The organism is Caproicibacterium lactatifermentans (assembly GCF_013315815.1).
Classification (GTDB): domain Bacteria; phylum Bacillota; class Clostridia; order Oscillospirales; family Acutalibacteraceae; genus Caproicibacterium; species Caproicibacterium lactatifermentans.
The window spans coordinates 197,022-218,392 of sequence record NZ_CP046051.1 but is presented as its reverse complement, the minus strand read 5'-3'; the positions used below and the strand labels follow the sequence as shown (position 1 = coordinate 218,392).

Below are 21,371 nucleotides of genomic sequence, written 5' to 3'. Positions count from 1 at the left end.
TATTCGTTCCCTTCAGAGTGATATATGTATATGCAAAAAGGAAAACACATCTGAATAAAACGGAGGGAAAAGACCATGTGGAGCAAAGGAAGCCTAAAAATCGGAAATCACATCATTCACTACTGGGTCAAGCACTACGAGCAGGGCAGCCAGTACGGAATTGAAAACGAAGGCAGAATCTCGAAGCTCATGCTGAAAAAAACGGCGCGGTCATTGCCAACTACGACCGGGGTTGGGATATGGAACCGGAAACGGAAGCCGCGCAGCTTGCCTATGCGATTTTGGTAAAGAAATATAACTGAACATGAATAGAAATATTCCGAAAGAAGAAGCCGTACGGCTCTTTCTCTCGTACCAACATAGATTTGTGAGTATCGCCAGTCGAATATATCGACAGGCGGCCTTTTATTTTGCCTTGAAAGGAGGATGCCGCCGTGGCAATGAGGAAATTGAAACATTACAAGCCAACCCGCTTCATGGCAGAAGGTTCCGCCTACAACAAGGTTATGGCGGACTACGCCGTGACGTTCATCGAGCAGCTCTGCCATACCAAGGGCACATGGGCAGGAAAGCCTTTCGAGCTCATTGACTGGCAGGAGCAGATTATTCGTGACCTCTTCGGCATTCTGAAGCCGAACGGTTACCGGCAGTTTAACACGGCCTATATCGAAATCCCGAAGAAGATGGGAAAGTCTGAGCTTGCCGCTGCGGTCGCGCTGCTCCTCTGCTGCGGCGACGGAGAGGAACGCGCTGAGGTCTACGGCTGTGCCGCTGACCGCCAGCAGGCAGCCATCGTGTTCGACGTCGCCGCCGACATGGTCCGAATGTGTCCGGCGCTCGACCGGCGCATCAAAATTCTTGCTTCTCAAAAGCGGATTATCTACCAACCTACGAACAGTTTCTATCAGGTGCTCTCCGCCGAAGCATATTCAAAGCACGGTTTCAACGTCCACGGCGTCGTCTTCGATGAACTGCACACACAGCCGAATCGGAAGCTCTTCGATGTCATGACAAAAGGTTCCGGCGACGCCAGAATGCAGCCTTTATATTTTCTCATCACGACAGCCGGTAATGACACAAACACGATCTGCTACGAGGTCCATCAGAAGGCGCAGGATATCCTTGACGGCAGGAAGGTTGACCCGACCTTCTACCCGGTCATCTACGGTGCCGCTGAAACGGACGACTGGACAGACCCGAAGATCTGGAAGAAAGCAAATCCGTCGCTCGGCATTACAGTCGGCATCGATAAAGTCGAAGCAGCCTGTGAATCGGCGAAGCAAAATCCCAGCGAGGAGAACTCCTTCCGGCAGCTCCGCTTAAATCAATGGGTTAAGCAGGCCGTCCGCTGGATGCCGATGGATAAATGGGACACCTGTGCGTTCCCTGTAAACGAAGAGGAACTGGAAAACCGCGTCTGCTACGGCGGTCTCGACCTCTCATCCACGACCGACATCACGGCATTCGTTCTGCTTTTCCCTCCCAAAGACGAGGACGGCAAATATGTGGTTCTCCCGTACTTCTGGGTGCCGGAAGAAATGCTCGACCTCCGTGTCCGGCGCGACCACGTGCCCTATGACATCTGGAAAAAGCAAGGGTATCTCGAAACTACGGAAGGAAATGTGATACACTACGGCTATATTGAAAAGTTCATCGAGCGTCTCGGTGAGCGCTTCAACATCCGTGAGATTGCTTTTGACCGCTGGGGAGCTGTGCAAATGGTGCAGAACCTCGAAGGCATGGGTTTCACGGTCGTTCCGTTCGGGCAGGGCTTCAAGGATATGTCGCCGCCCACGAAGGAACTCATGAATCTCACGCTGGAAAAACGCATCGCACACGGCGGCCACCCGGTGCTCCGCTGGATGATAGACAACATCTTCATCCGCACCGACCCTGCCGGAAACATCAAGGCGGACAAGGAAAAAAGTACAGAAAAAATCGATGGTGCGATTGCAATGATCATGGCGCTTGACCGTGCCATTCGCTGCGGCAACGACAACGGCGCTTCTGTTTACGATGACAGAGGCATTTTATTTCTGTAAATAATATTTTCATTTTTGCTTGCTGTTAGCTTGCATATTGCAGCCAACTTGTGTTATGCTATCCGTGAAAGGATGGGATTTGTATGGCACGAACTTCTAATGTTTTCGCCCGTGTAGAGCCAGAAATCAAAAAGCAAGCCGAAGAAGTACTCAATCAGCTCGGCATTCCGATGTCCAATGCTGTAGGAATGTTTTTAAGACAAGTCGTACTGCAGCGCGGTATTCCATTTGAAATGAAGCTGCCTGCAAATGCTCCGATTGCCTTTGGTGCCCTTACCAAAAAACAATTTGATACTGAAATGAACAAAGGTATGGACGATATAAAGGCAGGCAAGGTTTATTCGTCAGATACCGTTGAAAAAGAGATGAAGCGGGACTTTGGAGTATGAGCTGGGAAGTTGCATATTCCGAAAAAGCGCGCCAGGATTTAAGAAGCATTTATGAATATATTGCAGACGGGCTCTGTGTTCCGGATACAGCGGTAAAGCAGGCAGGACGGATTTTGCAGCATATAAAGAGTTTGAGTGAAATGCCTCTGCGTTACCGATTATACGAGGATGAACCTTGGCACAGTATGGGGCTGCGTTTCTTTCCTGTAGACAATTATCTGGTTTTCTATCTGCCAAAAGAAACGGATAAAATGGTATATATTGTCCGCATCATGTATGGCGTACAGGATATCAGAAAGCAGCTCCGTGAAACAATAAAATATTAATTGCTGAAAGCATCTATCGAAAGGTAGGTGCTTTTCTTACGCCCTTTTTTAGAAAGGATGTGATTTATATATGAGTATCTTCAGCGGCCTTTTCCGGTCACGGGATAAACCAGAACACCGGCCTAAGGATTCAACGAACGGCAGCGGCTACCGCTATTACTTCGGAAACAGTTCTTCCGGCAAAGCGGTGACGGAGCGCTCCGCCATGCAGATTTCAGCAGTATACGCCTGCGTCCGCGTCCTTTCGGAAGCCATTGCGAGCCTTCCGCTGCACCTTTACCGCTATACAGACAAAAACAGCAAGGAAAAGGCTGTCGACCACCCACTGTATCCGCTGCTTCATGACGAACCAAACCCGGAAATGACTTCGTTCATATTCCGGGAAACGCTCATGACGCACCTTCTTCTTTGGGGAAACGCTTACGCACAGATCATAAGAAACGGACGCGGCGAGGTCGCGGCACTTTATCCTCTCATGGCAAACCGAATGCGTGTCGATCGGGATGAAAACGGACATCTGTACTACGAGTATCAGATGAGCACATCCGATGCTCCGACGATGAAGGCCGGGACGGTCAGGCTCACGCCTTCCGACGTGCTGCACATTCCGGGACTTGGCTTTGATGGTTTGGTCGGCTATTCGCCGATCGCGATGGCGAAGAATTCCATCGGCATGGCAATGGCGACCGAGGAATACGGCGCGGCCTTCTTTAAAAACGGGGCGAATCCATCCGGCATTCTGTCAATGCCGGGCGTCGTGAAAGACCCGGAGAAAATAAGGAACTCATGGGAGGCCGGATTCGGCGGGAGTTCCAATTCCAACAAGGTCGCCATTTTGGAAGAAGGCATGACCTATACGCCGATTTCCATCAGTCCGGAGCAGGCGCAGTTCCTTGAAACGCGCAAGTTCCAGCTGGACGAAATTGCGAGGATTTTCCGCATCCCGCCACACATGATCGGCGACCTCGAACACGCGACCTTCTCGAACATTGAGCAGCAAAGCTTGGAATTTGTCACTTATACGCTGGAGCCGTGGCTTGTGCGCTGGGAACAATCCATGCAGCGCTCGCTCCTCTCTCCGGAGGAAAAGAAAAGCTACTTCATCCGCTTTAATGTAGACGGGCTCCTGCGGGGAGACTATCAGAGCCGCATGAACGGTTATTCGACCGGCATTCAGAACGGAATTTTTTCCGTGAACGATGTGCGGGAACTTGAGAACATGGATCTCCTTTCCGACGAGGAAGGCGGCAATATCCACGTCCTGAACGGAAACGTGGTAAAACTTGCGGATGCCGGGTCCGCATACAATCAAAATTCAAACAAGGAGGATACAGATGGGAAAGACAAACAAGTTCTGGAGATGGGCAAGAAATAAGCTGCCCGATCCAGCAAATCCCGGACAGGAAACGGAAGAACGGATGTTGTTCCTTGACGGGACAATCGCAGAAGAGAGCTGGTTTGACGACGACGTCACTCCGGCTCTTTTTAGATCGGAATTGGAAAGCAGCTCCGGCGACATCACGGTATGGCTGAACTCTCCGGGCGGTGACTGTTTTGCGGCAGCACAGATTTACAACATGCTCCGCGACTACAAGGGCAAGGTCACAATTAAGATTGACGGTCTTGCGGCTTCCGCGGCAAGCGTCATTGCGATGGCGGGCGACGAAGTTTTGATGTCTCCAGTTTCAATGCTCATGATTCACAATCCGAGCACAGTCGCAATGGGCAATGCCGGTGAGATGCAGAAGACAATCGAAATGTTGGACGAGGTGAAAAACTCCATCGTCAACGCCTACCAGACAAAGACCGGCCTTTCGAGGAATAAACTCAGTAAGCTCATGGATGAAGAGACCTGGATGAATGCTGGGAAAGCAGTCGAGCTGCATTTTGCGGACGGTGTGATTGAGAGGAGCTCCCTCTATGGTAGAAAACCGGAAACAGAGCCTGACGAAACACCTGCTGAGGATGAACCGGACGAAAGAAGCACATCAGAAAAGGAATCCGATGAGGTTGAGCCGAAATCCATGCTCTTCTCCCGTTACAGAGCTGCGGCAGCCATGAACAAGAAGCTCTGCAACTACTGCAGGGAACATTCCGAAAAACCGCCTGATAACGAAAAGCAGGCAAAAGTTTACAACACAGGCAGATCGGTCGAAGACCTCGAAAAGCGTCTCGACCTCATGAAACAGTTCATTGAATAGGAGGACAACATCATGAATGTACAGGAATTAATTAATAAGAGAGCCAAGGCGTGGGAAACGGCAAAGGCATTTCTCGAATCCCACCGCAGCAGCGGCGGCATCCTTTCTGAGGAAGACGGAGCCGCCTACGACAAGATGGAAAAGGAAATCACCGGCCTCACAAAGGAAATCGACAGGCTGAACCGCCAAAAGTCTATCGAGGAACAGATGAGCCAGCCGGTCAATATTCCCCTTACCGGGAAGCCAGGTGCCGGAACAGAGAATAAGCCGGAGAAACACGGCAGAGCATCTGACGCCTACGCGAAAGCAATGCTCACAGCCATGCGCAGCGGCTTCCATCAGGTGTCGGACATTCTGCAGGAAGGCACTGACGCGAACGGCGGTTACCTCGTTCCGGAAGAATGGGACTCCCGCCTTATCGACAAACTCACAGAAGAAAACATCTTCCGCAGCCTTGCAACGACCATCACTACGTCCGGCGAGCACAAGATCAACATTGCGGGAACGAAACCCGCAGCGGCATGGATTGAGGAAGGCGAAGCGTTGACTTTCGGAGATGCGACGTTCGACCAGATCGTCCTTGATGCACACAAGCTCCACGTGGCCATCAAGGTAACCGAGGAACTGCTTTACGACAACGCCTTCAATCTGGAAAACTACATCATTGACCAGTTCGGCAAGGCGCTCGGCAATGCCGAAGAGGACGCTTTCCTGAACGGCAGCGGAACCGGAAAGCCGACCGGCATCTTTGCGGACAAGGGCGGCGGTGTAACGGCTGTAACCTTAAGTGGTACAAAGCTCGCGACGGATGATATTCTCACCCTGATTTATGCCTTGAAGCGCCCGTACCGCAAGAACGCCTGCTTTATTCTGAATGACTCCACCCTCGCGGCAATCCGCAAACTCAAGGACAACAACCAGGCCTACATCTGGCAGCCGTCCTATCAGGCTGGCGAACCGGACAGGCTTTGCGGCTACGCTGTGCGCACTTCCGCTTATGCGCCTGCTCTTGAAGCCGGAAAAGCCGCGATCGCCTTCGGTGATTTCAGCTACTACAACATCGGTGACAGAGGAACCAGAAGTTTTCAGGAACTCCGCGAGCTCTTTGCCGGTAACGGAATGATTGGCTATGTGGCGAAGGAACGTGTCGACGGCAAGCTCGTGCTGCCGGAAGCTGTCCAGATTCTGAAAGCTGGAGCAAGTGCCTGAATCAACTGATTCATAAGCAAAACAGAGGCGGTGACACATCATGCTGATTACACTGGATGAAGCAAAGCTTTATCTGCATATTGACTCTACAGATGAGGATTCCATGATAACGGGATTTATAGAAACAGCGGAGAAACTATGCATGAATATCGCACGTGTAGACGAAACGGGGCTTCTTGCTTCAAAAGAAACCGCGCGGATTGCGGAGCTTTACGCGGTGGCCTATCTGTACGAAAACCGGGAAAACGCAGATTTCAAGGAGCTGACTTCCATGCTCCGTGCCATCCTTTTTGGCATCCGCAAAGACACGTTTTAGGAGCGCCTGCCATGAGATACAAAATGCACATCAGTGAACTGCGGACCTTAATCCGCATTCAAAGGAAAGTGGTCACCGGCACAGGTATTCATCAGACAATAAGCTGGATTGATCTTGGCAACACACTTTCCACTGATCCGCCCCGTTATCTGCGGTGCAAATGGTATCCTTTGGGCGGAACCGAAGCATGGATTGCCCAGTCCGTCCAGGTGATTGACGCGGCGAATGTCGTCATGCGGTATAATCCGCTGATCACCGCTTCCTGCAGGCTGATCCGCGGCAACATTGTTTACACAATCATCGACCCGATGGACCCGGACCAGCACCGCGAATGGATAGTTTTTAAAGTCAAGGCTTCTTTAAGCGTTTGATCCTTTCAGAAAGCTTTTGAGCGGTCGTCCATACGGGCGGCCGCTTTTTTCATGCACAAATTCAAGGAGGCGTGTCTCATGAAAGAATTCTGGAATTCCATACAATTTGTGTTTGCTGCCATCGGCGGGTGGCTCGGCTTTTTTCTCGGCGGCTGCGACGGCCTGCTTTATGCGCTGCTCCTCTTCGTCATCTGCGACTACATCACCGGCGTCCTGTGTGCAGTTTCGGACAAAAAACTTTCATCCGAGGTCGGTTTCAGGGGAATCTGCCGGAAGGTGCTGATTTTTCTGCTGGTCGGAATCGGAAACGTAATTGACGTGCAGGTTCTCGGCCAGCCGGGCGTGCTCCGGACGGCAATCATCTTCTTCTATCTCTCAAACGAAGGGCTGTCTCTGACAGAGAATGCGGCACACCTGGGACTTCCGATACCGGAAAAGCTCAAGACTGTGCTGGAACAGCTCCATGACCGTGATGAAAAGGAGGACAAGTAACATGACTGGAATCAAAGGAATCGACATATCGGTATGGCGGTTCTTTATTGATTCCAACAAGTCGAAAAGCAAATTTCAGTAAGATAACATATTGTGCATCCACCCCGCCTGCGAGTGTTCCCTCATCGGAATACCCGCAGGCTTTTTTTATTTTCTTTCGCTCAAGTCGTTCCTCCATCTCCAGTGAAAAGTGGAGGTGGATAACCGATGGCAGAAGAAGCAAAAACGAATCATACCGGATTCTTTACACAGAAAAAGCTGCAGGGTGATTTTGATTACTACCGCGCCCAGAAAATTGCAGAAATCATGCTTACAAACGATCTGATTTCTCAAGCTGAATTCAACAAATTAACGGACATCAACCGCAGAACTTTCTCTCCTCTGTACGTGGAAATCATGCCGGAAATTGCTTGATAGTTCCGGCAATCAGAGTGATAAATAGACGTACCAGAAGGAGGTGAGTGTATGAAAAAGGTCACAAAAATTGGGGAAAACAAAAAGGTCAATTATAATGGCAGGAAACTTCGCGTAGCTGCTTACTGCCGTGTTTCGACCGATTCTGATGAACAGGCAGAAAGCCTGAAGGCCCAGAAGGAGCACTATGAAAGTTACATCAAGTCGCGCGATGACTGGAAGTTTGCCGGGCTTTATTACGATGAAGGCATCACGGGCACCAAGAAAGAGAAGCGTCCTCAGCTGCGGAAAATGATGGCCGACTGCAAAGCTGGAAAGATTGATTTCATCGTAACCAAATCCATCAGCCGTTTCTCCCGGAATACGGCCAACTGTCTGGAACTGACACGAAAGCTTCTCACGCTGAATATTCCCGTTTACTTTGAAAAGGAAGACATCAACACCGGGGCAATGGAAAGCGAACTGTTCCTTTCCATCCTCTCCAGTATGGCTCAAAACGAATCTGTTTCCATTTCGCAGAATGGCAAATGGTCGGTTCAGAAACGATTTGAAAGCGGGACCTTCAAAATCAGTTACCCGCCCTATGGCTATGACTGGAACGGCGAGAAGATGGTTATTAACCCCGCTCAGGCTCAAGTTGTAAAACAGATTTTTTCTGAAACGCTGTCTGGAAAAAGCAGCCCTGCCATTGCGAAGGAACTCAATGCCGGGCATATTCCCAGCAGGAGAAGCGGGCATTGGACCAGTACGACTGTCCGCGACATGTTGACAAACGAAAAATACACCGGCGACTGCCTGTTTCAAAAGACTTATACCGATTCCCAGTTTAACCGGCATCACAATCGCGGTGAGAAAAACCGGTATTTATTGCAGAACCATCATGAAGCAATCATCAGCCATGAAGACTTCAACACGGCGGCGGCACTCATTCGTGAACGCGCCGCTGAAAAAGGTGTAGAGAAGGGAAGCCGCAAATATCAGAATCGGTATCCATTTTCCGGGAAGATCATCTGTGGAGAATGCGGCAGCACCTTCAAGAGAAGAATCCACACCTGCAGCGATTTCAAATATGCTGCATGGTGCTGCAAAACGCACATTGAGGACAAGAGCAAGTGCTCGATGAAGTTCATCAGAGAGGATGCAATTCAGTTTGCCTTTGTCACCATGATAAACAAGCTGGTCTTTGCGCACCGTCTCATTCTGAAGCCCTATGTTGAAACCATCAAAAGTTCATCTTCCGACGATGCGGTTCGTCGCGTCCAGAAAATCCAGACGCTTTTGCTGCAGAATGCCGAACAGCGTGAAACGCTCCAGAAACTCATGGCACAAGGATACCTCGATAAAATCCTTTACAGCAAAGAAAAGAATGAGCTCCTGATGAAGGCCAACGACCTCCGGACGGAAGCTGATTCCCTGAATAACCGAAAAAGTGAAGGCATCCACACGGTTACAGAAGCGACCGCCCTTCTCCATTTTACGGAAAAAGGCGTTATGCTGTATGCCTTTGATGGAACGCTTTTTGAAAAATTCGTTAACCGCATTCTTGTAAAATCCAGAAATGAGCTCTGCTTTGAGATGAAATGCGGTCTGACGCTGACAGAAAGGATTTGAGTCCATGGGACATACACCATTCGGATACCGGATTGAAAACGGAATTGCCGTCGTTGACAAAGAGAATGCCCGGAAAATACGAAAACTCTACACTAACTATCTTTCCGGACTTTCCCTTACCGAAGCCGCTAAAGAAGCCGGTATCGAAATGTACCACTGCTCTGCAAAACGCATCCTGAGAAACCGGCATTACCTCGGCGATGATTTCTATCCGGCCATTATCGATGCAGATACATTCCGGAAAGCAGAGGAAGAGTTGGAAAGCCGTGCTGAGAAGCTCGGCCGGAAGAACAGGAGAAAGGAAACAGTTCCACAGGCACTGCCGACGAGGTTTTCCGTAAAACCTGCAGAAAAGCATTTTAACGACCCGGTCCTGCAGGCGGAATACCTCTATGGGCAAATTGAAAGCGAGGCAGATTCATGGGAAAAGTCATGCTCATTCCTGCAAAAAGGCAGGTCGGAAACAATGAGAGAGCAGAAGAAAATCCACGGCTGAGAGTTGCGGCCTACTGCCGGGTCAGCACGGACAGCGATGAACAGGCAACAAGCTATGACGCGCAGGTCAAGCACTACACGGAGTACATCCAGAGGAATCCGGAGTGGGAATTCGCAGGCATTTATGCCGACGACGGCATCTCCGGCACGAACACCAAGAAGCGGAATGAATTCAACCGGATGATTGACGACTGCATGGCCGGGAACATCGACATGATTATCACAAAATCCATCAGCCGGTTTGCCCGAAACACGCTGGACTGCCTGAAATACATCCGGCAGCTCAAGGGCAAGAACATCCCGGTCTACTTTGAAAAGGAATCCATCAATACATTGGATGCAAAAGGTGAAGTCTTGCTGACAATCATGGCCAGCCTTGCCCAGCAGGAAAGCCAGAGCCTTTCGCAAAACGTAAAACTCGGCCTGCAGTACCGCTACCAGCAGGGAAAAGTGCAGGTCAATCACAACCGATTTCTCGGTTATACCAAAGACGAGAACGGCCATCTCATCATTGACCTGGAACAGGCAGAGATTGTAAAGAGAATTTACCGCGAATACCTCGAAGGCTCCAGCATGGGCAGGATTGCCGCTGGACTTGAAAAAGATGGCATCCTCACCGGAGCCGGAAATACGAAATGGCACACCAGTACCATCAACAAAATTCTCCGCAACGAAAAGTACATGGGCGATGCCCTGCTTCAAAAGACTTATACGGTCGACTTCCTTACCAAGAAGCGAATCAAGAATAACGGCACGGTTCCGCAATACTACGTGGAAGCCGACCATGAAGCCATTATCCCGAAGGACATCTTCATGCAGGTGCAGGAAGAACTGGTCCGCCGCCGTGTGGTGTATGTCAGCCCTTCCGGCAGAAAAAGAAATTTCTCCTGCAGCCACCCATTCGCGCAGATGGTCTACTGTGGGGAATGTGGAGAGCTTTACCGCCGGATTCACTGGTACAGCCGGGGTAAAAAATCCATTGTCTGGCGGTGCATCAGCCGGTTGGAGTCCACTTCGGCAAAAGAACCCTGCCACAACCGCACGGTGAACGAAACCGTATTGCAGGATGTTTCCGTAAAAGCAATCAATCAGGTCCTTGAAGATAAAGACCACTTCACAAACGCCCTGCAGCAGAATATCGCCGCTGCCGTACGGCAAACAGATACCCTTTCACCAGAGGGGATTCAGAGACGGCTGGAAGAACTGCAAATAGAGCTCATCAAAAAAGCAAACAATCAGGACGATTACAAGGCCATCACAGATGAGATATTCCGGCTCCGGGCACAGAAAAAGCAGTCTGAATCCGAAAACACGCTTCGGAATGAAACCTTAAGCCGCATCCGCGAGTTGCAGAAATTCATCGCCGCTCAGCCGACCGAACTCACTGAATTTGACGAGACTCTGGTCAAGCGGCTGATTCAGAAAATCACCGTCTACGCGGACAAGTTTACGGTGGAATTTAAATCTGGCGTGACGGTGAATGTGGAAAAATAGGGTAGAAAACGAGAAAGGGCACCATACTCAAATCCTGTGTATGGTGCCTTGCTTGGTGAATAAACTAAGTATTTGAATTTTTGATTAGATCATCGCAGAAAGCCGCTACGTCACGGCCCGTCACTTCAGTCAGCTCAACAGGGTCGGGTGAGTGGTCCCAAGGAAAGTAAAACATATGCCTGATTCGGAGAATAAAATATAAGTGAAAATCAATGTCCCATAAAGTTCCCACTTGCAACCGAATTTAGAAAAATATATCTTTTTATTCTTTACAGCGACTATTTTTGTGCTATAGTCAAAATGGTTATATAAAAAAGTCATGTTCTCTGCGCAGACAGCTGTGTTTCGATTGACAGAGAGGAAATTAGAAGAATGGATTTTCAAAACTACTTTAAAGTTAAGGTAAAAGAAATTCTTGGTCGCTTATCGGGGAAAAAAGCAATTGTATTCTTTGAGGGCTTTGCGCCGGAGCAAAACCAAATTTTACTCTCCGGCTTTGATGGCTTGATTCAACCCTCCACGGTTTTGGAGGGAAAGTATCTGAATATTCCGGCGATTAGTCTCCAAGAAAACAAGCGTAAGACAATGCAAAAAATTCTAACTGCCGACAATCATGTTCTTGTCGGTGTTTATGAGCAATACACAGCTATTGCGTCATCCCTTCAAGACTTGTATAGTGGGGAAATTGTCATTGTAGTCAACAACCTTTTTCAGCAGTTTTATCCATGTGCCATTGCCCCAGAGACTGCAAAAAGGCTGTATCAATGTTTTCAGAAGGAGAATCCTGATATTCCTGACGAACTGAAGCCATACTTCGACATTTACGGCGATGCAGAAATGGTCAGAGAAACATGCCTTTTGTCTCCTGTAGATCGTCACACCGACGAAGGGATCACAGCGGTTCCTTTTTTCGACTCATATTCTCCGAAATTTCTCACCCAAAGGATGCTGGAAAGTAATTGTACCCTTTCTGTTTCCAGTACCGACTTTTCTGCCCATATTGCTGATATCCTGAGTGGACAGGCATACACACCAACCACTTATATTGTGGATAGCGAAAATTGTGATGCCTGTCAGCGCCTTGCGTGTTGGGTACGGCTTCTTGATTCTCTAAATTTAACTTACGGTATCCAGCTTCACTCTAGATTTGAACAAGTCAGTCATACGGAAGATAATAAATACCTTCCTCTACTGCAAAAATATTGGGGTATGGATGCAAAATTTCGCATTTTACAGTTTTACTGTGATCCTCACAACTCAAATGAGACGGTGTCAGTCAGTCAGGGACACATCGTTTCCACGGTAATTGCGCAGAGTGAAAAAGCCCTTAATGGTAATCATGATTTCAACAACATCTTTATCACTGCGCCGACAGGAGCCGGAAAATCCCTGCTGTTTCAGTTGCCTGCTATTTACCTTTCCGAAAAATTTGATGCCGTTACCATTGTTGTGACGCCGTTGATTGCTCTGATGGATGATCAAGTCAAAAATCTGGAAGCACACCATGTTTTCGGCGCTACTTATCTGAATTCCGATATTACATATGAAGAGCGGCAGTCACGCATCGAAAAAATCAGGGACGGAAAAATATCCATTGTCTATATTGCGCCGGAAATGCTTGTTGCCAATTCCATAGAAAGCCTGATTGGCGAGCGCCCTATTGGCCTTTTCGTCGTGGATGAAGCGCATATTGTCACTTCCTGGGGCAAAGATTTCCGCGCAGATTACTGGTATCTGGGAGACTTCCTCAATGGACTTCGCCAGGCGCCGGCAAAAGGAAGTATGGGACCACATAAAAAGGCTCTTCTGTTTCCGATTCTTTGTTTAACTGCGACGGCTGTTTACGGCGGTTCTGAGGATGTTGTTAATGAGACGATTGAAAGTTTGAACCTTGATAATCCGCTTCTCTTTCTCGGCAGTGTGCGCCGCAGCAATATTTCTTTCGATATCAATCACATTGACCGAAATGAATTTACAGGCGGTATTGATGAATTCAAAACAAAAAAGGCGGCAGAGCGCATCAATTCCTTTGTAAAGAAAGGGGAAAGAACACTTGTGTACTGTCCTTACATCAAGCAAGTCGAAAACATCAGTGTAGAATTGGAATCGGATGCAGCAATCCGAAACCGCGTTGCTGTATTTCATGGAAAGTTGAATAAAGACGCAAAGAAGATCAGCCAGGAGCGTTTTCGCAGCGGTGACTGTACCGCCATGGTCTGCACCAAAGCGTTCGGCATGGGAATCGATATCAAAGATATTCAAAACGTTTACCATTATGCGCCTTCCGGCAATCTTGCCGATTATGTGCAGGAAATTGGGCGCGCTGCACGCAAGCCGGAAATCAAAGGCCATGCCATTGTTGATTTTTTGAACAGTGACCTTCGCTACACGCGAATTCTTTATGGTCTCTCTGGATTAAAGCAATACCAGTTAAAAGAAATGCTGCGAAAGCTCTACGATATTTATAGTACCCGGAGGCACCGTTACCTTCTTATTTCACCAGACACTTTTTCCTACCTTTTTGAGGCTGAAAACATCGAAAATAAAGTAAAGTGCGGTCTTCTCCTCATTGCAAAAGATTTGGTTGGAAAATATGGCTTCCCGGTCATTGTCGTTCGTCCCAAATCGATGATGACGAAAAATTATGTGAATGTTCCACCCGCTACGGAACAGCCGTTTATTGAAAAATACGGTGCCTATGCAAAGAAATTGCAGGACAAGACTCGCCGGATCGTTCCATCACCGAAAGGGAGCAACATTCCTCCTACAATCGTGACCAACAGCGGAAAAATCTATGAAATCGACATGGCGCGCCTTTGGGAAGACAATTTTTCAGATCTCACCTTTATGAATTTCAAGTATCAATTTTTCGCCGGCACATTGTTTCAGTTTGACAATGGCGAACATTTGTCCGCGCGTATCCGCGTAACGATCCATTATAATCAGGATTTTCAGACTGTTCTAAAGAAGTTTACTGATTTTCTGAAGGCTTTGTCCGAAATATTCAGAGCTTACAAGCAAAAAAGGACCGAGTTCACAATAGCCGATTTTAAGGCTGATCTCGGAAAAATCATGGATCTGAAAACGAAACAGTACGGATTCCCGGAGTTGCTGCTGAATCTGTTCGTTAAAGACGTTACTGAAAATATAACTCTTAACAATGTTGGCGGAAAATACCGTTTTATCGCTTCTCACAAAGCAACCTCGGGAAATGGATTGGTATATCGCGTACTCAGTTACAACTATATCACCATGGCGGAAAATTTCGGACAACTGCTGAACCAGTGCGCGCCTAATGATGGTATCACCTTCGAGTCCTTTTTCCCGGCTAAACAAAATGAAAGCCACAGGAGATTAATCGATCTACTTTCCATGCTGGAATTATTGAAGCTCGCTTCTTATGAGATCAAAGGCGGAGAAAGCCTTGAAATCTTTATAAGGATCAATGATCCGCTCAAGGTGAGGCAGCTTGCACATGGCAATTATTCCAATGCACTGCTGACTGATTTACATAAGCGCCACGAGTCTGCACAAAAGGTTATGATGCGGTTTTTTGAAGGCAATTTTTCAGACGACGAACGCTGGGATATCATTGAGAATTATTTTCTTGGTAGAGAGGATATCGTTGACCACCTGCTTTCAGCTGGTCTGAAAAAAGAATAATAAAGACCATTCTCATAATAAGGCTTTACTCATTGAGTGAATCAAAAATGTAGCCTTGCTCCAGAATGAGGCAATACCAATAGAGAAAATCAACTTCGAAAAAGTGAATTACGCGACGGTTGGAAAGGCGTTCTGTATGTCAATGTACACGTCAACGAGTCTCCAGTAATCTACTTGGCTTACCATCTGTGTTAACGCGGATATTTATGCGGCCTATTTCAGATGTTTAGTAGGCTAAAACAGTCAAAATTCATTTTTCCTACCCGACGATTCAGGCACGGAGCGACCCTCTTTTAATGACATTTATCTTGCCAACTCAACACAATTTTGACATCCATCCTGAACACTGAAAACACGGCATCTATCATGGCTACTCAACCCTTTGACATTTCCGAAAATTCCGTCTTTGGATAAGTTCCCGCAGTCCGCCTGCCGTTCCTGAGAAAAATCCATCCATGCCAGAAAAAGGCGTTGTTTCAAGGCTTTTAAGCTGTCACTCTTTTACCCTTGACATCAATGCTACGCACTCAACGTGTGCGGTACGCGGGAAAAGGTCCACCGGCACTGCTGTCTGCAATTCGTATCCATCACCGGCAAACGTTTTAAGGTCGCGCGCCAGTGTTGCCGGGTCACAGGAAACATAGACAATGCGTTGCGGCGCCATGCCCGCCGCAATATGTGCCAGTGCTGCTCCGCAGCCTTTGCGCGGTGGGTCCAAAGCAATGACATCCGGGGCAAATCCCTGCTGCTGAAAATGGGCCGCGGCCTGTGCCGCGTCACCGCAGAAAAATTCCGCATTGGCAATACCGTTGGCTTCTGCGTTTCGGCGGGCATCCTCCACGGCGGCAGGAACGACTTCTACCCCAATCACTTTTTTGGCGTCTTTCGCCATGGATAAGCCAATCGTTCCCGTACCACAGTACAAATCCAACAGCGTTTCTTTTCCGGTCAGCGCGGCAAAGCGTCCCGCCAGGCGGTACAATACCTGTGCCTGGTCGTGATTGACCTGATAAAAGCTGTCCGGCGAAATGGAAAACTGCAGACCGCACAGCATATCCGTCAATGCCGGAACGCCCCACAGGGTGCGGTATCGGTCTCCCAAAACGACATTGGTGCGCTTCCGATTTTCGTTCAGCAGTACACCAGCAAGACCTGGAACCTGCTGCCGCAGCAGGTTTACCAGCAAGTCCTCCCGGGAAACCATGCGGCCATTGATGACCAAGCACACCAGCACCCCGCCGCCGGCCATCGCCTGCCGCAGATACAAATGCCGCAGCAAACCTTTTCCGGTGCGCTCTTCATAGACGCTGTCTTTTGCCTGCCTGTACCACTCCTGCACAGCGCGGACGGCTTTCGTAAAGGTTTCTGGCTGCAGCCGGCAGTCCATGCAGGGCACAATACGGTGACTATGCGGTGCATAAAAGCCTGCCTGCAGGGTGCCGTCCGGCGAAAGTCCCAGCGGGAACTGTGCTTTGTTCCGGTATCGCTCCGGGCAGGGCGCCGGAATCAGCGGCTGTACCATCTGCGGCGAAAGCCCTGCAATGCGCTCTATTGCATCACGCACACGCTGTTCCTTTGCGCGGCATTCCGCTTCATAGGAAATATGGCGGAACACACAGCCGCCGCACTGGGCGGCCTGCGGACAGTCAGATTTGATGCGGTCCGGTGACGGAGCGATGATTTCTTCTATTTTCCCATACGCATAGGTCTTTTCCGTCTTGAGAATGCGCACACGCAGCTGGTCCCCCGCTGCAGCGCCCGCTACAAAGACTGCCGCACCGTCGCAGTGTCCCACTCCGCTTCCCTGCGCCGTATATCCGGTAATTGTAAGCGACACAATATCGTTTTTTGCAAATGCCAGTGTCCTTTTCATATATGCCTCCGCTGCCCCGTAAAATGGGGCTTTTCTGTTTTTTTGATTGTATCACATTCTGCCCTGCACGGCAAAATCATGTGCCCGTTTCCCCGTAAATCATACCTGTAACTCTTTACGAAAACTCAGAACAAAATTCCCCTCTTTTATACAATAGGTAGATTCTGCTTTTATTGGCTTGGATTTGATTGACAGGAACCGTTTTCGTACCTATAATATAGCTGTACTTAAGAAAAACAGAGACCACCGCACAGAGCAATATCTGTTCTTTCTTTTTCCTTTGCATATAAGTTCACGCGGTCGGATGACCGCAAAACCTTTTCAATACAACTCCTCCCCAAAAGGCAAGGAACCGGGAAACCGGAACCTTGTCTTTTATTTTTTGATTGCTTCTGCTGCCCCTGCACTCGCTTTTACCGGCTTGTGCGGGGACTTTTTCCGGCATCCGGTATTGACCTGCTCCGTTTTTCAAAATATAATAGGTAAATGATATAAAAGTAAAGAGAAGGAAACAAAATGTTAAAACAACTGACAATACAGCAGCTTTTTGATTTATCTCATACAGCGGCAGCCCCGCTTCTTTCCGGCTGCACCTATCCGTGGGAGGCTCTGCCAAAAATTCACGACTTCATTTTACAACTTGGCCCTACTCTGCCGGCAGACCAGTATGAACAGCGTGGAGAGAATATCTGGATTGCCAAAAGTGCCGTCATCTACCCTAACAACTACATTGCCGGTCCCTGCATCATCGGGCCGGAAACGCAGGTTCGTCCCGGTGCTTTTATCCGCGGAAATGCGCTGGTTGGCACACACTGTGTCGTCGGCAACTCTACCGAGCTAAAGAATGTCATTCTTTTTGACAACGTTGAAGTTCCGCACTACAATTATGTTGGTGACTCCATTCTCGGTTTTCACGCACACATGGGTGCGGGCTCCATTACCAGCAACATCAAATCGGACCGACAGCTCGTTGTGATTCACGCGGAAGAGAACCTGCCCACCGGTCTAAAAAAAATCGGCGCCATTCTGGGCGATTATGTGGAAGTGGGCTGCAACAGTGTCCTGAACCCCGGTACCATTATTGGCCGCGGCTGCACCGTTTACCCCACCAGTTCCGTGCGTGGATTCATTCCTGAAAACTCCATTTATAAGGAAAAGGGAAACATCGTTAAGAAGGTGTAAAATAATGTATCAAGCCTGTATTTTTGACCTGGATGGTACCCTTGCAAACACACTCGGCTCCATTGCAGAGTTTTCCAACCGTGCACTGCACGACTGCGGCTATCCGGAAATTCCCGTGGACCGCTACCGCCATATCGTGGGAAACGGTGCGGCTGTACAGGTCCAGCGCATGATGCACATTGTCTGCCCACAGGGCTTTACAGAAGCGGAAATGCAGAAAGTGCGCCGCCTTTATGACCAGTACTATGCGGCCGAGCCGCTGAAAGGCATTGTTGGCTACCCCGGCATGCCGCAGCTGCTGGCCTCTCTGCGCCGCCTGAACAAAAAGTCCGGTGTCCTTTCCAACAAACCTGACAGCTGGGCGCAGTCCATTATTGCGGGGCTGTTTCCGGACGGTACATTTAACGCCGTCCACGGCCAGCGGGAAGGGATTCCCTGCAAACCCGCACCGCAGGGGGCGCTTCTGCTGGCACAGGAACTGGGAACAGCGCCGAGGAACTGCCTGTATATCGGCGACACCAACACAGATATGCAGACGGGCGCCGCCGCTGGCATGGATACTGTTGGCGTTCTGTGGGGATTTCGTGACCGGGCAGAACTGGGAAACGCACACGCGAACTATATTGTTTCGGACCCCGCACAGATTTTGGACATTCTGCGGCGCGGTCTGCCGGCGTCTGCATGAGGGGCGAACCCGCGCAGAAACTGCGCCGGCGCACACACCTCGGTTTTCGCATCATCAAAACCGGCATTGCCGTCACATTGTGTCTGGTACTGTATGACATACTGAACTTACCGCAGGCATTTGTTGCCGTTGTAACCACAATTATCAGCATGGGGCCCAATATTAACCACTCCATTCGTTCCGGAAAGGATTCCCTGTTGGCCGCCGTTATTGGGGCTGTGACTGGTGCCCTCATTTACCACGTTTCGCCGCAGAATCCTGGCCTGTGCGGGCTTGGTGTGATTGCCGTTATTTTTTTGTGTCAGTTTCTTCATCTGCGCCGTGGTACACTGATGGCATCATTTATGTTCGTCATGGCCATGCTGCAACCGGAAACCGCCGGTACGGTACAAACCGTAGGATGGTGTTTGCTGGCTGCGTTTCTAGGTATTGTTATTGCGCTGGCAGTCAACCTGTTTATTCTGCCGCCCAATTATGCGCAGAATATTTTACAGCTGGACCGGCAGATTTATGATATGCTCTGCTCCGCTGTAAAAGCCTGTGAGGACCGTTCTGCACCGCCTGACCTGGAGGCGGTGCAGGTACAGTTCCGCCGGCTGGAGCGTGATATACAGCTGTACACTTCCGAATGGAAACTGTTCCGCAACTGTGACAATGCTGTGTTTCAAACCGCGCGCAGGCTTTTCTCCTATCGGGAAGTGCTGGCGGACTTATGGGCCATCGACCGGCTGGACCGCACACTTTCCAGTGAAACAGCCACAGTGTACGCCTATCACCTGAACCGTGCCAACACACTGTTGGCTTCTCTTCATCCACAGCTGCCGGCACATCAGCCGCAGGATGAAAAATTTTGATAACAGAAATGCCGCTGAAAACAGGTTTTCCTGCTTCCAGCGGCTTTTTTAGTCCTCTTTTGTTTTTTGCAGGCACACCTGATATTGTTCTTCCAGCCAATCCATTGCCGCGTCATAACCGGCCGCGTCCTTGGAAAACTCCTTTTGCGCTTCCAGTTTGCTGCGCGCCATACACATTTTCCCGTACCAAACACTCATTTGAATCATATCTCCGGCAGCGTCCACGCGGTAATTCAGCGGCATGAGACTGCCCGTATAAAAATTGTTGTTCTCTGTAAAATAATCTGCTTTTGGAATACCAAACCGATTTGGCACAATTTTTCCCTCCTGTCCAAAAACGGTACCCATAGTGCCGGAACTGCTCTTTCGCGCATAAGATGAAGCGGAGGTGTTGAACACATGGAAACCAAGGTGTACAACTGCATGAACCCTAAGGAAAATCCCCTTCCCCCGTGGATGCGTCTAAGCAAAACCTCTGCGGGACCGGGTGAAAAGGCAGCGGACCCGGTCGAAGCTTTTAAACGAGACCCAGATTCCTTTTTTCCCGACCTGAAAGAATGGATGGGAAAAGACGAGGACGACGAGGACTGACTGCCCGCCAGTCCCCCGCCGCCCGGAAAGTGGCACGGCTCCGCGAGATGAAAGCGGCGCTGTGCCTTTTTATTTTATTTTTGCAGCAGCTTCCGCAGACTTTCCTCGTAGGGTGCACGGACAATTCCCTTTTCCGTCACGATTGCAGTAATGTTTTCATGCGGCGTTACATCAAAGGCGGGGTTGTAAGTTTTTACGCCTTTGGGTGCCGTCCACACACCAAAACGGCAGGTAATCTCCTTTGAGTCACGCTCTTCAATCGGAATTTCTTTTCCGGAAGGCGTGTTCAAATCAATGCTCGGTGTAGGGGCCGCAATATACATGGGAATGCCAAAATATTTGGCCAAAATGGACACACTCATGGTGCCAATCTTGTTGGCCGTATCGCCGTTGGCGGCGATGCGGTCACAGCCGACAATAACAGCGTCTATTTTGCCCTGTGACATAACCATAGCCGCCATATTGTCCGTAATCACGGTAACATCAATACCCGCCTTAAAAAGTTCCAGCGCCGTCAAAGTGGAGCCCTGCAGGCGCGGACGCGTTTCATCAGAATAAATGTGCAGATGCCAGCCCTTTTCCTGTGCAAGGTACATGGGGGACGTAGCGGTTCCGTACTTAGAGGTTGCCAGTTGTCCCGCATTGCAGTGTGTCAGGATACCCATTCCATCATGCAGCAGCGGCATAAAATTCTCACCAATCTTTCGGCAGATATGAATATCGTCGCTGTGAATTTGCTTTGCTTTTTCCCGCAAAATGTGCTTAATCTCCGAAACCGGCTTTTCCCGAACGGAAAGCGCCGTTTCCTTCATCTGCTGCAGTGCCCAAGAAAGGTTCACTGCCGTTGGACGGGATGTATTTAGGTATGCTGCTTTCTCCTCCAGCACTTTCCAGAAAGCACTGAAGTTCTCCTCCGGTGCGTCTTTAATCCCGAAGTATAGTCCATAGGCCGCCGTTACACCAATCGCCGGCGCACCGCGCACCACCATGTCCTGAATGGCGTGCCACACACCTTCACAGGTATCATATTCGATATAGGTGATTTCATTCGGCAGCTTGGTCTGGTCCAGCAAGGATAGCTTATCCTCCGCATCTTTCCACGTAATTGCCAGCAGTCCCGCCATAAACAGGTCCCCCACCTTTCTGTTCTTTTATCTGCAGCT

21 protein-coding genes and 1 pseudogene are annotated in these 21,371 nt (G+C 49.3%); 19 read left to right on the top strand and 3 right to left on the bottom strand.

Annotated features, from left to right (window positions below; genetic code table 11):
• The first annotated feature begins 75 nt into the window (after positions 1-75).
• The 15 genes and pseudogenes from GJQ69_RS09885 to GJQ69_RS00955 all read left to right on the top strand — a co-directional run bounded on the left by GJQ69_RS09885 (position 76) and on the right by GJQ69_RS00955 (position 15,023).
• Positions 76-302 (top strand): annotated as a pseudogene (locus GJQ69_RS09885) (DUF7678 domain-containing protein).
• Between the two features lie 138 nt (positions 303-440).
• Complete coding sequence (locus GJQ69_RS01020) at positions 441-2,042, top strand: terminase large subunit (protein ID WP_174193619.1); 1,602 nt, start codon at positions 441-443, stop codon at positions 2,040-2,042.
• An 83-nt stretch (positions 2,043-2,125) separates the two neighbouring features.
• Positions 2,126-2,431: a type II toxin-antitoxin system RelB/DinJ family antitoxin gene (locus GJQ69_RS01015; RefSeq protein WP_174192696.1), complete on the top strand. Its 306-nt coding sequence runs from the start codon at positions 2,126-2,128 to the stop codon at positions 2,429-2,431.
• Positions 2,428-2,757 (top strand): type II toxin-antitoxin system RelE/ParE family toxin, encoded by a 330-nt coding sequence (locus GJQ69_RS01010; RefSeq protein ID WP_174192694.1) that lies wholly within the window; start codon positions 2,428-2,430, stop codon positions 2,755-2,757. The genes GJQ69_RS01015 and GJQ69_RS01010 overlap by 4 nt, the downstream gene beginning before the upstream one ends.
• Positions 2,758-2,827: 70 nt before the next feature.
• A complete protein-coding gene (locus tag GJQ69_RS01005; RefSeq protein WP_174192693.1) occupies positions 2,828-4,132 on the top strand; it encodes a phage portal protein in 1,305 nt (434 codons plus the stop codon).
• Positions 4,092-4,958 carry a head maturation protease, ClpP-related gene (locus tag GJQ69_RS01000; protein ID WP_174192691.1) on the top strand — a complete coding sequence of 289 codons (867 nt, stop codon included), beginning with the start codon at positions 4,092-4,094 and terminating at the stop codon, positions 4,956-4,958. The genes GJQ69_RS01005 and GJQ69_RS01000 overlap by 41 nt, the downstream gene beginning before the upstream one ends.
• 12 nt (positions 4,959-4,970) lie before the next feature.
• Positions 4,971-6,167: a phage major capsid protein gene (locus GJQ69_RS00995; RefSeq protein ID WP_086036622.1), complete on the top strand. Its 1,197-nt coding sequence runs from the start codon at positions 4,971-4,973 to the stop codon at positions 6,165-6,167.
• Positions 6,168-6,207: 40 nt separating this feature from the next.
• A complete protein-coding gene (locus GJQ69_RS00990; RefSeq protein ID WP_174192689.1) occupies positions 6,208-6,483 on the top strand; it encodes a head-tail connector protein in 276 nt (91 codons plus the stop codon).
• An 11-nt stretch (positions 6,484-6,494) separates the two neighbouring features.
• Positions 6,495-6,854 (top strand): head-tail adaptor protein, encoded by a 360-nt coding sequence (locus tag GJQ69_RS00985; RefSeq protein WP_174192687.1) that lies wholly within the window; start codon positions 6,495-6,497, stop codon positions 6,852-6,854.
• Between the two features lie 78 nt (positions 6,855-6,932).
• Positions 6,933-7,346 carry a phage holin family protein gene (locus tag GJQ69_RS00980; protein ID WP_174192685.1) on the top strand — a complete coding sequence of 138 codons (414 nt, stop codon included), beginning with the start codon at positions 6,933-6,935 and terminating at the stop codon, positions 7,344-7,346.
• Between the two features lie 207 nt (positions 7,347-7,553).
• Positions 7,554-7,760, top strand: a complete 207-nt coding sequence (locus GJQ69_RS00975; protein WP_086036626.1) for an SHOCT domain-containing protein — start codon at positions 7,554-7,556, stop codon at positions 7,758-7,760.
• A 51-nt stretch (positions 7,761-7,811) separates the two neighbouring features.
• Positions 7,812-9,371, top strand: a complete 1,560-nt coding sequence (locus tag GJQ69_RS00970; RefSeq protein ID WP_174192683.1) for a recombinase family protein — start codon at positions 7,812-7,814, stop codon at positions 9,369-9,371.
• A gap of 4 nt (positions 9,372-9,375) precedes the next feature.
• The gene (locus GJQ69_RS00965) at positions 9,376-9,867 is read left to right on the top strand and encodes an integrase (RefSeq protein ID WP_476695780.1); all 492 of its coding nucleotides are present in this window, start codon (positions 9,376-9,378) and stop codon (positions 9,865-9,867) included.
• Positions 9,792-11,360 carry a recombinase family protein gene (locus GJQ69_RS00960; RefSeq protein WP_174192682.1) on the top strand — a complete coding sequence of 523 codons (1,569 nt, stop codon included), beginning with the start codon at positions 9,792-9,794 and terminating at the stop codon, positions 11,358-11,360. The genes GJQ69_RS00965 and GJQ69_RS00960 overlap by 76 nt, the downstream gene beginning before the upstream one ends.
• Before the next feature lie 372 nt (positions 11,361-11,732).
• Positions 11,733-15,023 carry a helicase-related protein gene (locus GJQ69_RS00955; RefSeq protein ID WP_174192680.1) on the top strand — a complete coding sequence of 1,097 codons (3,291 nt, stop codon included), beginning with the start codon at positions 11,733-11,735 and terminating at the stop codon, positions 15,021-15,023.
• Between the two features lie 493 nt (positions 15,024-15,516).
• On the opposite strand, the gene rlmD is transcribed toward GJQ69_RS00955, so the two are convergent.
• The gene (gene rlmD / locus GJQ69_RS00950; RefSeq protein WP_174192678.1) at positions 15,517-16,896 is read right to left on the bottom strand and encodes a 23S rRNA (uracil(1939)-C(5))-methyltransferase RlmD; all 1,380 of its coding nucleotides are present in this window, start codon (positions 16,894-16,896) and stop codon (positions 15,517-15,519) included.
• 516 nt (positions 16,897-17,412) lie between these two features.
• On the opposite strand from rlmD, the gene GJQ69_RS00945 reads away from it, so the two are divergent.
• Genes GJQ69_RS00945 through GJQ69_RS00935 form a run of 3 tightly spaced genes read left to right on the top strand, consistent with a single transcriptional unit; the run spans position 17,413 to position 19,617 of the window.
• Positions 17,413-18,078 (top strand): acyltransferase, encoded by a 666-nt coding sequence (locus tag GJQ69_RS00945; protein ID WP_086034982.1) that lies wholly within the window; start codon positions 17,413-17,415, stop codon positions 18,076-18,078.
• Between the two features lie 4 nt (positions 18,079-18,082).
• Positions 18,083-18,763: an HAD family hydrolase gene (locus GJQ69_RS00940; protein WP_174192676.1), complete on the top strand. Its 681-nt coding sequence runs from the start codon at positions 18,083-18,085 to the stop codon at positions 18,761-18,763.
• Complete coding sequence (locus tag GJQ69_RS00935) at positions 18,760-19,617, top strand: FUSC family protein (RefSeq protein WP_086034980.1); 858 nt, start codon at positions 18,760-18,762, stop codon at positions 19,615-19,617. Before GJQ69_RS00940 ends, GJQ69_RS00935 begins: the two co-directional genes overlap by 4 nt.
• Before the next feature lie 48 nt (positions 19,618-19,665).
• Here GJQ69_RS00935 and GJQ69_RS00930 read toward each other — a convergent pair whose 3' ends face one another.
• Positions 19,666-19,932, bottom strand: a complete 267-nt coding sequence (locus tag GJQ69_RS00930; RefSeq protein ID WP_157658877.1) for a hypothetical protein — start codon at positions 19,930-19,932, stop codon at positions 19,666-19,668.
• 84 nt (positions 19,933-20,016) lie between these two features.
• Between GJQ69_RS00930 and GJQ69_RS00925 the strand changes: the two genes are divergently transcribed.
• The gene (locus GJQ69_RS00925; protein WP_174192674.1) at positions 20,017-20,208 is read left to right on the top strand and encodes a hypothetical protein; all 192 of its coding nucleotides are present in this window, start codon (positions 20,017-20,019) and stop codon (positions 20,206-20,208) included.
• Positions 20,209-20,282: 74 nt separating this feature from the next.
• Here GJQ69_RS00925 and mtnA read toward each other — a convergent pair whose 3' ends face one another.
• Positions 20,283-21,332, bottom strand: a complete 1,050-nt coding sequence (gene mtnA / locus GJQ69_RS00920; RefSeq protein WP_086034977.1) for an S-methyl-5-thioribose-1-phosphate isomerase — start codon at positions 21,330-21,332, stop codon at positions 20,283-20,285.
• Positions 21,333-21,371: the final 39 nt, after the last annotated feature.

What these genes read in the sequence shown, in the direction of transcription:
- GJQ69_RS01020 (WP_174193619.1), top strand. Translation starts at nt 441, where the DNA reads ATGAGGAAATTGAAACATTACAAGCCAACCCGCTTCATGGCAGAAGGT.
- GJQ69_RS01000 (WP_174192691.1), top strand. Translation starts at nt 4,092, where the DNA reads ATGGGAAAGACAAACAAGTTCTGGAGATGGGCAAGAAATAAGCTGCCC.
- GJQ69_RS01015 (WP_174192696.1), top strand. Translation starts at nt 2,126, where the DNA reads ATGGCACGAACTTCTAATGTTTTCGCCCGTGTAGAGCCAGAAATCAAA.
- GJQ69_RS01005 (WP_174192693.1), top strand. Translation starts at nt 2,828, where the DNA reads ATGAGTATCTTCAGCGGCCTTTTCCGGTCACGGGATAAACCAGAACAC.
- GJQ69_RS00945 (WP_086034982.1), top strand. Translation starts at nt 17,413, where the DNA reads ATGTTAAAACAACTGACAATACAGCAGCTTTTTGATTTATCTCATACA.
- GJQ69_RS00925 (WP_174192674.1), top strand. Translation starts at nt 20,017, where the DNA reads ATGGAAACCAAGGTGTACAACTGCATGAACCCTAAGGAAAATCCCCTT.
- GJQ69_RS00935 (WP_086034980.1), top strand. Translation starts at nt 18,760, where the DNA reads ATGAGGGGCGAACCCGCGCAGAAACTGCGCCGGCGCACACACCTCGGT.
- GJQ69_RS00955 (WP_174192680.1), top strand. Translation starts at nt 11,733, where the DNA reads ATGGATTTTCAAAACTACTTTAAAGTTAAGGTAAAAGAAATTCTTGGT.
- mtnA (WP_086034977.1), bottom strand. Translation starts at nt 21,332, where the DNA reads ATGGCGGGACTGCTGGCAATTACGTGGAAAGATGCGGAGGATAAGCTA.
- GJQ69_RS00985 (WP_174192687.1), top strand. Translation starts at nt 6,495, where the DNA reads ATGAGATACAAAATGCACATCAGTGAACTGCGGACCTTAATCCGCATT.
- GJQ69_RS00970 (WP_174192683.1), top strand. Translation starts at nt 7,812, where the DNA reads ATGAAAAAGGTCACAAAAATTGGGGAAAACAAAAAGGTCAATTATAAT.
- GJQ69_RS00940 (WP_174192676.1), top strand. Translation starts at nt 18,083, where the DNA reads ATGTATCAAGCCTGTATTTTTGACCTGGATGGTACCCTTGCAAACACA.
- GJQ69_RS00975 (WP_086036626.1), top strand. Translation starts at nt 7,554, where the DNA reads ATGGCAGAAGAAGCAAAAACGAATCATACCGGATTCTTTACACAGAAA.
- rlmD (WP_174192678.1), bottom strand. Translation starts at nt 16,896, where the DNA reads ATGAAAAGGACACTGGCATTTGCAAAAAACGATATTGTGTCGCTTACA.
- GJQ69_RS00990 (WP_174192689.1), top strand. Translation starts at nt 6,208, where the DNA reads ATGCTGATTACACTGGATGAAGCAAAGCTTTATCTGCATATTGACTCT.
- GJQ69_RS00980 (WP_174192685.1), top strand. Translation starts at nt 6,933, where the DNA reads ATGAAAGAATTCTGGAATTCCATACAATTTGTGTTTGCTGCCATCGGC.
- GJQ69_RS00960 (WP_174192682.1), top strand. Translation starts at nt 9,792, where the DNA reads ATGGGAAAAGTCATGCTCATTCCTGCAAAAAGGCAGGTCGGAAACAAT.
- GJQ69_RS00995 (WP_086036622.1), top strand. Translation starts at nt 4,971, where the DNA reads ATGAATGTACAGGAATTAATTAATAAGAGAGCCAAGGCGTGGGAAACG.
- GJQ69_RS00965 (WP_476695780.1), top strand. Translation starts at nt 9,376, where the DNA reads ATGGGACATACACCATTCGGATACCGGATTGAAAACGGAATTGCCGTC.
- GJQ69_RS01010 (WP_174192694.1), top strand. Translation starts at nt 2,428, where the DNA reads ATGAGCTGGGAAGTTGCATATTCCGAAAAAGCGCGCCAGGATTTAAGA.